The organism is Cupriavidus sp. FW306-1B-F12B, from assembly GCF_058781795.1.
The window spans coordinates 168,197-180,973 of sequence record NZ_JBYSXC010000011.1 but is presented as its reverse complement, the minus strand read 5'-3'; the positions used below and the strand labels follow the sequence as shown (position 1 = coordinate 180,973).

The following is a 12,777-nucleotide window of genomic DNA, read 5'->3' as shown; positions in this document are numbered from 1 at the left end:
AGGAAACGCCCCCAACGCCTGACCTCCCTTTCACCGGGTGATTACGTCGAATTACCCCTTCATTTCTGGGATATTTCGTGCTGCAGCGCAACCTCGGATATGAACTATGGCCTGCGATGCGTGCACTTTGCAGCTCTGGCCGCAGCGCCCGCCACATCCATTTTAGGTAATTGAGTATTGACGCTACCAGATGCGACTTGTATAACGGGATACGCCGCCTGGCCGACCAGCCAGGTGCGGGCGACCTCACCGGCAGCGCGCCAGAGAAAGAGGCGTCCAGCGACAGGCACCCGAGAACAAGGAGACACGCGTGGACGAGTTGGAGACCTTCCGGCAGCAGGCGCGCGCCTGGCTGGAGCAGAACTGTCCGGCCGAGATGCGGCAGCCGGTGCGCAACGAAGACGACATCTGCTGGGGCGGGCGCAGGTTCCGCTTCCAGTCCGAGGCCCAGCGCCAGTGGCTTGGCCGCATGGCCGACAAGGGCTGGACCGTGCCCGAATGGCCCACGGAATACGGCGGCGCCGGCCTGCCGCGCGAGCAGGCCAAGGTGCTGCGCGAGGAAATGGCCCGGCTCGGCTGCCGCGTGCCGCTGCAGAGCTTCGGCATCTCCATGCTTGGCCCCGCCCTGCTCAGGTACGGCACCGAGGCCCAGAAGCGCGAGCACCTGCCCCGCATCGCCCGCGGCGAGATCCGCTGGTGCCAGGGCTACTCCGAGCCCAACGCCGGCTCCGACCTGGCCGCGCTGCAGACCCGCGCCGAGGACCGCGGCGATCATTTCCTGGTCAACGGCCAGAAGGTGTGGACGTCCTATGCCGACCAGGCCGACTGGATCTTCTGCCTGGTGCGCACCGATGCCGCGGCGCAAAAGCACACCGGCATCAGCTTCCTGCTGTTCGACATGGAAACGCCGGGCGTGACGACCCGGCCCATCCCGCTGATCTCCGGCAAATCCCCATTCTGCGAGACCTTCTTCGACGACGTCGCGGTGCCCCGCGCACAACTGGTCGGCGAGCTCAACCGCGGCTGGGAGATTGCCAAGTACCTGCTCACCCATGAGCGCGAGATGATCAGCGCCATCGGCAGCCGCGGCATGCGGCAGCCGCTTGGCGCGCACGCTGCCAAGGCCATCGGGCTGGACGCCGCCGGCCGGCTTGACGAGCCGATGCTGCGCGCGCACATCGCGCAGTTCGAGATCGACGAGGCCGCCTTTGCCGCGGCCGGCGAGCGCGTGCGCGACCTGGCCCGCCAGGGCGAGGGCATCGCGGCGTTCTCGTCGGTGCTCAAGTACTACGGTGCGGAACTGAACAAGCGCCGCCACGAGCTGCTGATGTCGATCGGCGGCAGCGACGCGCTGGAGTGGGAAAGCGAGCGCAGCCAGCAGGGCGCGCTGGCACGCGCGTGGCTGCGCAGCAAGGCGAACTCGATCGAGGGCGGCACCAGCGAGGTCCAGCTCAATATCGTCGCCAAGCGCCTGCTCGGCCTGCCGGGCGCCTGAGCCCGGCACCGCGCGCTCTCCCCCGCTGCCACGTACCCAGACACGAGTCCGCCCATGCCCATCGTACTGAACCAGACGCAGGAAATGCTGCGCGACAGCGCCCTGACCTTCCTGCGCGAATCCGCCCCGATCTCCGCGCTGCGCACGCTGCGCGATACCCGCGACGAGACCGGCTTCTCCCGCTCCTTGTGGCAGCAATTTGCCGAACTCGGCTTCGCCGGCGTGCTGGTGCCCGAGCAATATGGCGGCAGCGGCCTGGGCGTGGTGGAGGCCGGCATCATCATGGAAGCGATCGGGCGCACGCTGGCGCCCTCGCCGTTCCTGTCCACCGCCGTGCTGGGCGCGGCGCTGCTCACCCACTACGGCAGCGATGCGCAGCGCACGGCGATGCTGCCCGCCATAACCGCCGGCCAGCACCTGACCGCGCTGGCACTGGAAGAGAGCGCCAGGCACCGGCCCATGCGCCATGCCCTGCGCGCAAGCGCCGACGGCGACGGCTTCCGCCTCGACGGCGACAAGGTCTTTGTCGTCGATGGCCACGTCGCCGACACCCTGATCGTGGCGGCGCGCACCGCCGGCGCGCCCGACGACCGCGACGGCATCACGCTCTTCCTGGTTCCTGCCGGCAGCGCCGGCCTCTCGATCGAGCGTACGGTCATGGCCGACGCCACCAATGCGGCGCGCGTGACCCTGCGCGAGGTGCGGCTGCCGGGCGCCGCTGTGCTGGGCACCCCCGGCAATGGCGCCGCCATGCTGGAGCGCGTGCTCGACGTTGGCCGCGCCGTGCTGGCGTCCGAACTGCTCGGCATCGCCGACGAAACCTTCGAGCGCACACTTGCCTACCTGAAGGAGCGCCGCCAGTTCGGCCGCATCATCGGCGAGTACCAGGCGCTGCAGCACCGCGCCGCGCACCTGTTCACCGAGATCGAGATCACCCGTGCCGCCGTGCTGCAGTGCCAGCAGCGGCTCGATGCCGGCACGGACGACGCCGCCGGCCTGGTCTGCGTTGCCAAGGCGCGCGCTGGCACCAGCGCGACCCTGGCCGTGCAGGAGGGCGTGCAGATGCATGGCGGCATCGGCATGACCGACGCACTGGAGATCGGCTTCTTCATGAAGCGGGCACGCACGGCCCAGGAACTGCTTGGCGATGCCAACGCCCAGTTGCAGCGCTGGGCCACGCTGCGCGGCTACTAGCCAGCGCGCGCGCTGGCGCAGGCAACGTGCAGCCGGGCCCGGCGTGCGCGTGCCGGCGCGCGTCCCGCACACCGCCGCGGGGCCATGGAAAACCACTAGCCTTTCCGCGCGGCAATCGGGTTGTTTTCGTTTCGAACGATCAGTATGCTGGGATCACGGCCTCGCAAGACCACCCGCAACGGTGTTTCACCACCGGTGAAATAGCAAAAACCACTCCCACCCAGCAGCAGAATCCTGTGCTGGCGGATGCAAAGGGATCGGGAGACAGGAGACGACATGCACCAAGCATCATGCAGATTCGTGTTGCCGGTATCCTCCGTTTCGGCCAGCCGCGCCAACGCGGCGCTGCGAGGGCTGCGATGAGCGCCTACGTGCTGCGCCGGCTGCTGGCGCTGGTCCCCACGCTCTTGTTCGCCAGCCTGATCGTCTTCACCATCGTGCGCATGGTGCCCGGCGATGTGGTCGACCTGATGCTGAGCCAGAACGACATCAGCGCCGATACCCGTACCCGCGAAGACCTGGTCCGCGCCCTCGGCATGGACCGCCCGATGTGGCAGCAGTATGTGCACTGGGTCGGCGGCATCGTGCTGCGCGGCGACCTGGGCCAGTCCCTGTGGCAGGGCGAGCCGGTGCTGTCGATGGTGACCGCGCGCATTCCCGCCACCTTCTCGCTGGGCGTGATCGCGCTGGTGGTGGCGCTGTCGGTGGCGCTGCCGATCGGCGTGCTGTCTGCCATCCGCCAGGACAGCGCCGCCGACTACATCGCGCGCTCGTTCTCCATCCTGATGCTGGCCATCCCCAGCTTCTGGCTCGGCACCATGGTGATGGTGTTCCCCTCGGTCTGGTGGGGCTGGTCGCCCGAGGCCCGCTACGTGCCCTTCCATGAAGACCCGGTGCAGCATGTGCGCAACATGCTGATCCCCGCCATCGTGCTGGGCATGGCGCTGTCCGCCATCACCATGCGCATGACCCGCACCATGATGCTCGAGGTGCTGCGCCAGGACTATATCCGCACCGCCTGGGCCAAGGGCCTGAGCGAGCGCCTGGTGGTGCTGCGCCACGCCCTGCGCAACGCGCTGATCCCGGTGGTGACGCTGATCGGACTGCAGGCGCCGCTGCTGATCGGCGGCGCGGTCATCATCGAGCAGATCTTCGCGCTGCCCGGCATGGGCCTGCTGCTGCTCGACGCCGTGCACCAGCGCGACTATCCGGTCATCACCGGCGTGTTCCTGGTGGTGGGCGTCGCGGTGATGCTGATCAACCTGCTCGTCGACCTGAGCTACGGGCTGTTCGATCCCAAAGTGAGGCACCGCTGATGGCCAAACCCGCCCTGCACCCCAATCCCGCCGCCCCCGCTGCTGTTGCCGCGCCGGCCCGGCGCGCCGTGCCCGGCCGCGGGCTGCTCGGCCGGCTGTTCCGCGACAAGCCGCTGGGCGCCGCCGGCGCCGTCATCTGCGCCATCTTCCTGTTCTGCGGCGTGTTTGCCGAGCTGCTGGCGCCGTACGGCATGAACGAGATCAACATGCTGCAACGGCTGCAGGCGCCCTCCTGGGCGCATCCGTTCGGCACCGACAACCTTGGCCGCGACATGCTGTCGCGCTGCCTGTACGGCGCGCAGCTGTCGGTGGTGATCGGCCTGAGCGCGGCCACGCTCGCCACGGCGATCTCGGTGCTGCTCGGCATCCTGACCGGCTACCTCGGCGGCAAGCTGGACCTGATCGTTCAGCGCATGGTCGATGCCTGGATGAGCTTCCCGGACCTGGTGATCCTGATCGTGGTGGTCTCGGTGCTGGGCCCGGGCAGCTGGCAGATCGTCTGCACGCTGGGGCTGCTGCTTGGCATCGGCGGCTCGCGCATCGTGCGCAGCGCGGTGGTCTCGGTGCGCGAGAACATGTATGTCCACGCCGCGCAATCGATGGGCGCGTCAACCACGCGCATCCTGTGGCGCCATATCCTGCCCAATGTCCTGCCCCCGGTGATCGTGCTGTTCACCACCCGGGTCGGCACGGCAATCCTCGCGGAATCCGGCCTGTCCTTCCTGGGCCTGGGCGTGCCGCCGCCCGCGCCCACGTGGGGCGGCATGCTGTCAGGCGACGGCCGCACCTTCATGTTCCAGGGCCCCTGGCTGGCGCTGGCGCCGGGCATCTGCCTCACCATCGTGGTCTACGCGATCAATATCTACGGCGACGCCCTGCGCGACCTGCTGGACCCACGCATGCGCGGCACGCGCTAGCGCCCGCCCGAATAGCAATCCCCGCCGCGCTGGCGCGCGGGGCACGGATTTCCCGCGCGGCCATGCCGCCGGGCCAACGGCAGTCGACCACGGAGGGCTTCGGTTTGAACACACAGGCATCCTCGATGTTGGCGGGCGTGGTGCTCGCCTTGTGCGCAGCCACGGCGGGCGCGCAGAGCGACGCGCCCAAGTACGGCGGCACGCTGGAGATCGGCTCGGTCTACCCGACCATCTCGGCCCTGTCATGGGACCTCGCCGACTGGAACTGGAAGCAGAACTACGACACCGGCCAGGTCTACGAGCAGCTGTTCGTGGCCGACCTGTCCAAGTCCAGGCGCCTCGGCGGCAAGTACAGTTTCCAGGCCGACGCGTGGCTGCCCGAGGACGCCATCCGCGGCGAACTGGCCGAAAGCTGGAAATGGCTCGATCCGCAGACGCTGGAAGTCAGGCTGCGCAAGGGCGTCAGGTTCCCGGCCAAGCCCGGCGTGATGGAAGAGCGCGAACTGGTGGCGGACGACGTGGTCTTCAGCTACACGCGCCAGGCCGAAAGCGCGAAGAAGATCCCCACCTATTTCGACCACCTGGCCAAGGTGGAAGCGAAGGACAAGCATACGGTGCTGTTCCGCTTCAGCAAGTACAACGCCGAGTGGGACTACCGCTTCGGCTGGGGCTACTACTCCGGCATCATGCCGAAGGAGGTGGCCAACGCCGGCGCCGGCAACTGGAAGCACGTCAATGGCAGCGGCCCGTTCCAGCTGACCCAGTTTGTGCAGGGCAACGCCAGCACCTATACGCGCAACGCCTTGTACTGGGATACCGAGAAGGTGGGCGGCAAGGATTTCAAGCTGCCTTTCGTCGACAAGATGGTGCTACGCACCATCAAGGACGAAGCCACGCGCAACACCATGCTGCGCACGGGCAAGCTCGACGTCATGGAAGGCATACGCTGGACCTCGGTGGAGGAGCTGAAGAAGAGCGCGCCGCAGCTGCAATGGTCGCGCTGGCTGTCCTTCACCGGGCAGTACCTGGCCATGCGCGTTGACACCAAGCCTTTCAACGATATCCGCGTGCGCCGCGCGCTCAACATGGCGGTCAACAAGCAGGAGATCGTCAAGCAGTACTACGGCGGCAACGCGGAACTGTTCGCCTATCCGCAGCACCCGGACTATGTGGGCTACTTCGAGCCGCTCAGCGCCATGCCGGAGAACGTGAAGGAGCTCTTCACCTACAACCCCGACAAGGCCCGCAAGCTGCTGGCCGAGGCCGGCTACCCCAAGGGCTTCAAGTTCAAGGTGCAGGTGTGCGCATGCGCCCCGGACCATATGGAGCTGCTGCCGCTGATCGCCGCGTACCTGGAACAGGTCAATGTGCGCATCGAAATCCAGCCGATGGAGTACGGCGCGTTCCTGTCCGCGATGACGACCCGGACCAATGCGCCCGGCTACATGATGGCCAACGGCCATACCAATCCCACCACCACGATCCGCAAGAGCTTCGTGCCGGGACAGGTATGGAACGCCGCGCAGTGGGGCAACGACGCGTACACGAAGCGGGTGGAAGCCGCCTTCGAGCTGCGCGACCTCGGCAAGCGGCAGGAAGCGCTGCGCGGGCTCACGCGCGATATCCTGGCCGAAGCGCCCTATATCTGGCTGCCCACGCCCTACATGTACACCGCCTGGTGGCCGTGGGTGCGCAACTACGGCGGCGAGCTGCGCGCGGGCGCGGTGCGGCCCGGGCCGATCTATGCACGCATGTGGATCGACCAGGACATGAAGAAGAAGCTTGGCTTCTGAGCCGCCCGAGGAGACACGCATGACGCAGCCCATCCTGCAGGTCAGGGACCTCACCACGCGCTTTCGCACCGATCGCGGCGTGGTGACCGCCGTCGACCAGGTCTCGTTCGACGTGGCCCCGGGCGAGACCCTGGCCATCGTCGGTGAATCCGGCTCGGGCAAGAGCGTGACTGCCCTGTCGATACTGGGCCTGATCCCCGCCCCGGGCGGCTCGATCGACGCCGGCGAGATCGTGTTCGAGGGCCAGGACTTGCTCAGGCTCGGCCCCCGCGGCATGCGTGCCATCCGCGGCAACCGCATCGCGATGATCTTCCAGGAGCCGATGTCGTCGATGAACCCGGCGCTCACCATCGGCAAGCAGATTGCCGAGCCCATCCACCTGCATCGCGGCCTGCCCTGGAAGACCGCGCTGGGGATGGCCGGCGAGCTGCTCGGCAAGGTCCAGATCCCCGAGCCCCAGAGCCGGCTTTCAGCCTATCCGCACCAGTTTTCGGGCGGCATGCGCCAGCGCGCGATGATTGCCATGGCGCTGGCCTGCGAGCCGCGCCTGATCATCGCCGACGAGCCCACCACCGCGCTCGACGTCACCGTGCAGGCCCAGATCCTGGACCTGCTGAAGGACCTGGCCGAGCGCATGGGCACGGCGCTGATCCTGATCACGCATGACCTGGGCGTGGTGGCGCGCTATGCCGACCGGGTTGCCGTGATGTACGGTGGCAGGCTGGTGGAGACCGCTTCCGCCGAGGCCCTGTACCGGCAGCCCGCCCACCCCTACACGCGCGGGCTGATGGCCTCCGTGCCGCGCATTGACGGCGACACCCGGGAGCCGCTGGTTCCCATCGAAGGCCAGCCGCCCGACCTGACTGCGCTGGGCCCGGGCTGCGCCTTCCTGCCGCGCTGCAAGCAGGCGATCGACCAGTGCCGCAGCGCCCGGCCGCCGTTGCTCGGCGTGCCGGACGCGGCCACGCGGCAGCTTTCCGACCAACATTTCAAGGCGTGCTTCCTCCATGAACTCCATTGAAGCGATAGCGGAGCCGGCAACGGGAAACGGCGGTGTGCAGGCGGGTGTGCAGCTTCACGTGCGGGCCGACGTGCAGAGTGGCGATGAGATCCTGCGCGTCGACGACCTCAAGGTGCATTTCCCGGTCACGCGCGGCGTGCTGCTCAAGCGCCAGGTGGGCTCGGTCAGGGCGGTCGACGGCGTGTCATTCACTCTGCGCCGTGGCGAGACCCTGGGCCTGGTCGGCGAAAGCGGCTGCGGCAAGTCCACCACCGGGCTTGCCATCCTCAAGATGCTGGCCGCCAGCGCCGGACGCATCGCCTTCCGCGGCGACGACCTGGCCAGCTTCACGCGCGCGCAGGAGCAGCAATTCCGCCGCAGCGTGCAGATGGTCTACCAGGATCCCTTCGGCTCCCTGAACCCGCGCATGAAGGTCAGCGACATCATCAGCGAACCGCTGGAGGTGCATGATTTCCCTGGCGGGCGCAGCGCCCGTCGCGCGCGCGTGGCGGAGTTGCTGGACATGGTCGGGCTGCTGCCCTATATGGCGGACCGCTACCCGCACGAATTCTCCGGCGGGCAGCGCCAGCGCATCGGCATCGCCCGCGCGCTGGCGCTCGGGCCCAGCGTCATCGTCTGCGATGAGCCGGTGTCGGCGCTCGACGTGTCGATCCAGGCGCAGGTGGTCAACGTGCTAATGTCGCTGCAGCGGCGGCTTGGCCTGTCCTACCTGTTCATCGCGCACGACCTGGCCGTGGTGCGGCATATCAGCGACCGCATCGCGGTAATGTACCTGGGCCGCATCGTCGAGATCGCAAGCCGCGAGGCGCTCTACGCCCGCCCCCGCCATCCCTACACCCAGGCGCTGCTGTCCGCGGTGCCGGTGGCCAGCGTGGAAGGCGAGCGCAGCCGCAAGCGCATCGTGCTGCAGGGCGAGGTGCCGAGCCCGATGAATCCGCCATCGGGATGCCGCTTCCATACCCGCTGCCCAGTGGCGATGGCGCGTTGCCGCAGCGAAGACCCGGCGCTGCAGGCGCAGCCGGATGGCCAGATGGTGGCCTGCCACCTCTACACTTGAGCGTGCGCTAGCGCTCAGGGCTCCGACAGGATGCCCATCAGCAACGGCCGCACGAACAGGTCAGCGGCGTTGTCCGCGTGGGCGTCGCGCACCCAGCGGGACAACTCCACCGCGGCATTGATCATGCCGTTGACCTGCAGCGCGGCAATGGACTGGTCCAGTGCCCGGATCGAGCCATCCTGCATGCCCAGCACCAGGAAGCGCACGATCCGCGCCGACAGCCGGCTCATGGTCAGCATCTTCTCCTTGCGCATGTCCTCGGGCAGCGCGCCATAGATGGTCAGGCGCAGCAGCGGTCCCTGGCTGGAGAACTGGTATTGCACCAGCGCCCGCGACACCGCGCACAGCTTGTCCCAGCCGGTGCCGGGGCCGTTTTCCACCAGCGTCTGGGTATTGCGGATCACTGCGAACATGCGGTCGACGCAGGCCGAGATCAGGTCGTCCTTGTTCTCGTTGTGGTGATAGAACGCGCCCTTGGTCAGGTTCAGCCGCGCCGAGATGCGATCGGCCGATGCGCCGCGATAGCCCTGCTCGTTGAGCAGCTCGGTCGCCGCGCGCAGGAAGGCCTCCTGCGTGGTCTCGGGCCTGTCCGGCGCCGGCAGCAGCGCGGATACGTCCATCTGCGCATGCCAGCGGGCCGACGGCGCGGCAATGCCGTGCAGCAGCACGTCGACCACGGTCTGCGCCACCTTCGGATAGTCCTCGGGCTCATAGCGCTCCACCCACGACATCGCGCCGGTCGCCAGCGACAGCAGCAGGTGGGCGCGCGCGCTCAGCGCACTGCGCTGCGCCGGATCGGCCGGCGGGCGTTCGCGCAGCAGCTGGCGGATGCGGCGGAACATGTCGGTATAGGCGTCGAATGCGATATCGGCATGGCTGTCCGGCAGCGCCCGGATCTCGCGGAAACTCATCAGCTCAGGCCGCTCGCCGGTGGCGGTACGCGCCAGGCGCTCGAAGAACAGCGCGATGAAGGCCTCCACCCGGTCGCGCGGCGCCGGCTGCTGCTGGGCCGCGCTGGCAATGTCCACCATCTCGCCGATGGTGCGCAGCAGGCACGCCACCACCAGGTCTTCCTTCTTGCGGTAGTAGTAGGTGATGCTGTTGGTGCTCAGGCCCACGTCCTCGGCGACATCCGACAAGGTGGTGCCCCGTACGCCCTGGTGGTTGAAGCGCCGCGCGGCGGCGTCCAGGATGGCCTCGCGTTTTTCGACATAGCGGCGGGTCAGGCGGGCTTGCGCGGGGTCCTTGGACATGGCGGAAAGGTATGGTCGCGCAATATTGCGGGTGGACGTGGTAAGGCGGCACAGTGCCTGCGCGGATTATAGCGGGCGCCCCGTTCCCCGCCCGCCAAAGCAAAAGCCCGCCAGTGACGGCGGGCTTTTGCTTGCTGCATGCCGGCGTCAGTTCACGCGCCGGTTCATCCCTTCCCAGAACGGCTCGCGCAGCTTGCGCCGCAACAGCTTGCCCGACGGGTTGCGCGGCAGCGCCTCGACGAACTCGATGCTCTTGGGCACCTTGAATCCCGCCAGCCGCTGGCGCGTCCACGCGATGATGCCGGCCTGGTCCGGGGCCTGCCCCGGCTTGAGCACGACGATGGCCTTGACCGCCTCGCCCCACTTCTCGTCCGGCACCCCGATCACCGCCACGTCGGCCACCTGCGGGTGGCCGTAGATCGCGCTTTCGACCTCGGCCGGATAGACATTCTCGCCGCCGCTGATGATCATGTCCTTGACGCGGTCATGGATGTACAGGTAGCCCTCGGCATCCATGTAGCCCGCATCGCCGGTGTGCAGCCAGCCTTCGGCGTCGATGGTGCGCGCGGTCTCTTCGGGCTGTTTCCAGTAGCCGGCCATGTTGTGCTGCGAGCGCACCACGAGCTCGCCGACCTCGCCGGGCGCGAGCTGGCGGCCTTCATAGTCGACCACCTTGATCTCCACGCCAGGCAGCGGCTTGCCCGCGGCACGCATGCGCGGCACTTCCTCGGTGGTGTGGTCCTCGGGCGGCAGCGCCACGATGGTGCCGGTGGTCTCGGTCATGCCGTACTGCTGCACGAAGCCGCAGCCGAACACCTCGATGCCCTCGCGCAGCAGCGCCGCGGGAATCGGCGCGGCGCCGTACAGCAGGTACTTCAGGCGCGAGTAGTCCACCTGGCGCGCGCGCGGGTCGCGCAGCACGATCTGCATCGCGGCCGGCACCAGGAACAGCTTGCTGATGCGTTCGCGCTCGATAAAGTCGAGCACCGCGCGCGGATCGAACTCGCGCGCGACCACGCCCTTGGCACCGGACAGCAGGTTGCGCAGGCCCCAGCCGGAGCCGCCGATATGCGCCACCGGCATCGCCACCAGCGAAACATCGTCGGCGACCCAGTGCGACCAGAGCACGTTCTCGCGCTCGCTGACTTCGGTGCCGATGGTCAGGTTGCGGTGCGTCAGCATCGCGCCCTTGGGCCGGCCCGTTGTGCCGGACGTGTATAGCTGCAGCAGCACGTCATGCGCGGCGGGCTGGTGCGCGGGCGGCGTGTCCGGCTGCGCATCGCGCCAGTCGGTGTAGCACTGCCAGTCGTCTTGCCCGGCGCACGGCTCCATCACCACCACTTTGCGCACCATCGGCAGCGCGGGCAGCAGGTTCCGGACCATTGCCGCCGATTCCGCCCCGACGAAGAGGACCACGGCATCGCAATGGCCGAGGATGAATTCCACCTCGGGCGGCGCCAGGCGCCAGCTGGCCGGCGTCATCACCGCGCCGATCTTGGACGCGCCAAGCAGCAGTTCGAAATAGTGGTCGCTGTTCTTGCCGATATAGCCGATGCGCTCGCCGACCCCGGCGCCTTCAGCCAGCAAGGCCTGTGCCACGCGATTGGTGTTCCGCTCGAACCCGGCATAGGTGGTCTGCCGGCCTTCGAACGCATACGCCACCGCCTCGGGCCGCAGGCGCGCGAAGTGGCGTACCGCGTGGGGCAGTGTCGTCAGATAGCTGAAGTCCATCCGCGTCTCCTGATTCTGATAGTGGCCGGACCAGCGGTGCGCGGGCCCGGCCATGACGATGTGCCGGCGCTACGCTCAGCGCGGCGCCATGCGGATGGCGCCGTCCAGGCGCACCGACTCGCCGTTGAAATAGCCGTTGCGGCACATCTCGACGGCCAGCGAGGCAAACTCTTCCGGCTGCCCCAGGCGCTTGGGGAACGGCACCGAAGCGGCCAGCGCGGCCTTGACGTTCTCTGCCGCGCCCTGCAGCAGCGGGGTATTGAAGATGCCTGGCAGGATGGTGTTGACGCGGATGCCTTCGCCCGCCAGGTCGCGCGCAATCGGCAGCGTCATGCCGACCACGCCCGCCTTCGATGCCGAGTACGCGGCCTGGCCCATCTGGCCGTCCTGCGCCGCCACCGACGCGGTATTGATGATCACGCCACGCTCGCCGCCGGCGCTGTCCAGCGTCAGCATGCCCGCGGCCGAGCGCGCGATGCAGCGGAAGGTGCCGATCAGGTTGATCTGGATGATGCGCTCGAAGGCATCGGTCGGGAAATGCTTGATCTGGTCCGGCGCTTCCTTGGAACGCGAGGCGGTCTTGATGGCGTTGCCGGTGCCGGCGCAGTTGACCAGGATGCGTTCCTGGCCGATGGCGGCGCGCGCCTTGGCAAAGCCGGCCTCGACCTCGGCCTCCGAGGTGACGTTGACCTGGCAGAACACGCCGCCCAGTTCACGCGCCAGCGCTTCGCCCTTCTCCACGTTGAGGTCGAACAGCGCCACGCGCACGCCCTGCGCTGCCAGCGCACGTGCCGTCGCCGCGCCCAGGCCCGAAGCGCCACCCGTCACCACTGCCGATACCGATGCATTGAGTTCCATCTCGTCTTCCCTTGTCTCTTGTTCCTGGCCTGGCCGGATCCAGCGCGGCCCCGCGGTTTGATGAAGCCGGCAGGCGCAAGAATCGCCTGTACCGGAGTGGGGTCAAGATTCGTGGATCGGCCGTTGCGACGCATCGTCCGAA

General features: G+C 68.0%; 10 protein-coding genes. 7 read left to right on the top strand and 3 right to left on the bottom strand.

All coding sequences use genetic code 11. From position 1 onward, the window contains the following. The first annotated feature begins 310 nt into the window (after positions 1 to 310). From AC3WLE_RS19555 to AC3WLE_RS19525, 7 genes are all read left to right on the top strand, one after another. Positions 311 to 1,495, top strand: a complete 1,185-nt coding sequence (locus AC3WLE_RS19555) for an acyl-CoA dehydrogenase family protein (protein WP_492351853.1) — start codon at positions 311 to 313, stop codon at positions 1,493 to 1,495. Positions 1,496 to 1,549: 54 nt separating this feature from the next. Then, a complete protein-coding gene (locus tag AC3WLE_RS19550) occupies positions 1,550 to 2,689 on the top strand; it encodes an acyl-CoA dehydrogenase family protein (protein ID WP_492356561.1) in 1,140 nt (379 codons plus the stop codon). Between the two features lie 359 nt (positions 2,690 to 3,048). Then, the gene (locus tag AC3WLE_RS19545) at positions 3,049 to 4,005 is read left to right on the top strand and encodes an ABC transporter permease (RefSeq protein WP_035825039.1); all 957 of its coding nucleotides are present in this window, start codon (positions 3,049 to 3,051) and stop codon (positions 4,003 to 4,005) included. After that, positions 4,005 to 4,922: an ABC transporter permease gene (locus tag AC3WLE_RS19540; RefSeq protein ID WP_492321265.1), complete on the top strand. Its 918-nt coding sequence runs from the start codon at positions 4,005 to 4,007 to the stop codon at positions 4,920 to 4,922. The genes AC3WLE_RS19545 and AC3WLE_RS19540 overlap by 1 nt, the downstream gene beginning before the upstream one ends. A 125-nt stretch (positions 4,923 to 5,047) precedes the next feature. Continuing rightward, a complete protein-coding gene (locus tag AC3WLE_RS19535) occupies positions 5,048 to 6,715 on the top strand; it encodes an ABC transporter substrate-binding protein (RefSeq protein ID WP_492356571.1) in 1,668 nt (555 codons plus the stop codon). A gap of 19 nt (positions 6,716 to 6,734) precedes the next feature. Further along, positions 6,735 to 7,736 (top strand): ABC transporter ATP-binding protein, encoded by a 1,002-nt coding sequence (locus AC3WLE_RS19530; RefSeq protein WP_492321266.1) that lies wholly within the window; start codon positions 6,735 to 6,737, stop codon positions 7,734 to 7,736. Further along, positions 7,723 to 8,793 (top strand): ABC transporter ATP-binding protein, encoded by a 1,071-nt coding sequence (locus tag AC3WLE_RS19525; RefSeq protein WP_492351855.1) that lies wholly within the window; start codon positions 7,723 to 7,725, stop codon positions 8,791 to 8,793. The genes AC3WLE_RS19530 and AC3WLE_RS19525 overlap by 14 nt, the downstream gene beginning before the upstream one ends. 14 nt (positions 8,794 to 8,807) lie before the next feature. On the opposite strand, the gene AC3WLE_RS19520 is transcribed toward AC3WLE_RS19525, so the two are convergent. The 3 genes from AC3WLE_RS19520 to AC3WLE_RS19510 all read right to left on the bottom strand — a co-directional run bounded on the left by AC3WLE_RS19520 (position 8,808) and on the right by AC3WLE_RS19510 (position 12,635). After that, positions 8,808 to 10,046: a TetR/AcrR family transcriptional regulator gene (locus AC3WLE_RS19520; RefSeq protein WP_492321268.1), complete on the bottom strand. Its 1,239-nt coding sequence runs from the start codon at positions 10,044 to 10,046 to the stop codon at positions 8,808 to 8,810. A 147-nt stretch (positions 10,047 to 10,193) separates the two neighbouring features. Then, positions 10,194 to 11,777, bottom strand: coding sequence for a fatty acid--CoA ligase (locus AC3WLE_RS19515; RefSeq protein ID WP_492321269.1), 1,584 nt, complete (start codon positions 11,775 to 11,777; stop codon positions 10,194 to 10,196). A 75-nt stretch (positions 11,778 to 11,852) separates the two neighbouring features. Beyond that, a complete protein-coding gene (locus tag AC3WLE_RS19510) occupies positions 11,853 to 12,635 on the bottom strand; it encodes an SDR family NAD(P)-dependent oxidoreductase (protein ID WP_035825028.1) in 783 nt (260 codons plus the stop codon). Between the last annotated feature and the right edge of the window lie 142 nt (positions 12,636 to 12,777).

Coding starts and splice junctions, on each gene's coding strand:
- AC3WLE_RS19515 (WP_492321269.1), bottom strand. CDS start 11,777: ATGGACTTCAGCTATCTGACGACACTGCCCCACGCGGTACGCCACTTC.
- AC3WLE_RS19540 (WP_492321265.1), top strand. CDS start 4,005: ATGGCCAAACCCGCCCTGCACCCCAATCCCGCCGCCCCCGCTGCTGTT.
- AC3WLE_RS19520 (WP_492321268.1), bottom strand. CDS start 10,046: ATGTCCAAGGACCCCGCGCAAGCCCGCCTGACCCGCCGCTATGTCGAA.
- AC3WLE_RS19525 (WP_492351855.1), top strand. CDS start 7,723: ATGAACTCCATTGAAGCGATAGCGGAGCCGGCAACGGGAAACGGCGGT.
- AC3WLE_RS19545 (WP_035825039.1), top strand. CDS start 3,049: ATGAGCGCCTACGTGCTGCGCCGGCTGCTGGCGCTGGTCCCCACGCTC.
- AC3WLE_RS19550 (WP_492356561.1), top strand. CDS start 1,550: ATGCCCATCGTACTGAACCAGACGCAGGAAATGCTGCGCGACAGCGCC.
- AC3WLE_RS19535 (WP_492356571.1), top strand. CDS start 5,048: ATGTTGGCGGGCGTGGTGCTCGCCTTGTGCGCAGCCACGGCGGGCGCG.
- AC3WLE_RS19510 (WP_035825028.1), bottom strand. CDS start 12,635: ATGGAACTCAATGCATCGGTATCGGCAGTGGTGACGGGTGGCGCTTCG.
- AC3WLE_RS19530 (WP_492321266.1), top strand. CDS start 6,735: ATGACGCAGCCCATCCTGCAGGTCAGGGACCTCACCACGCGCTTTCGC.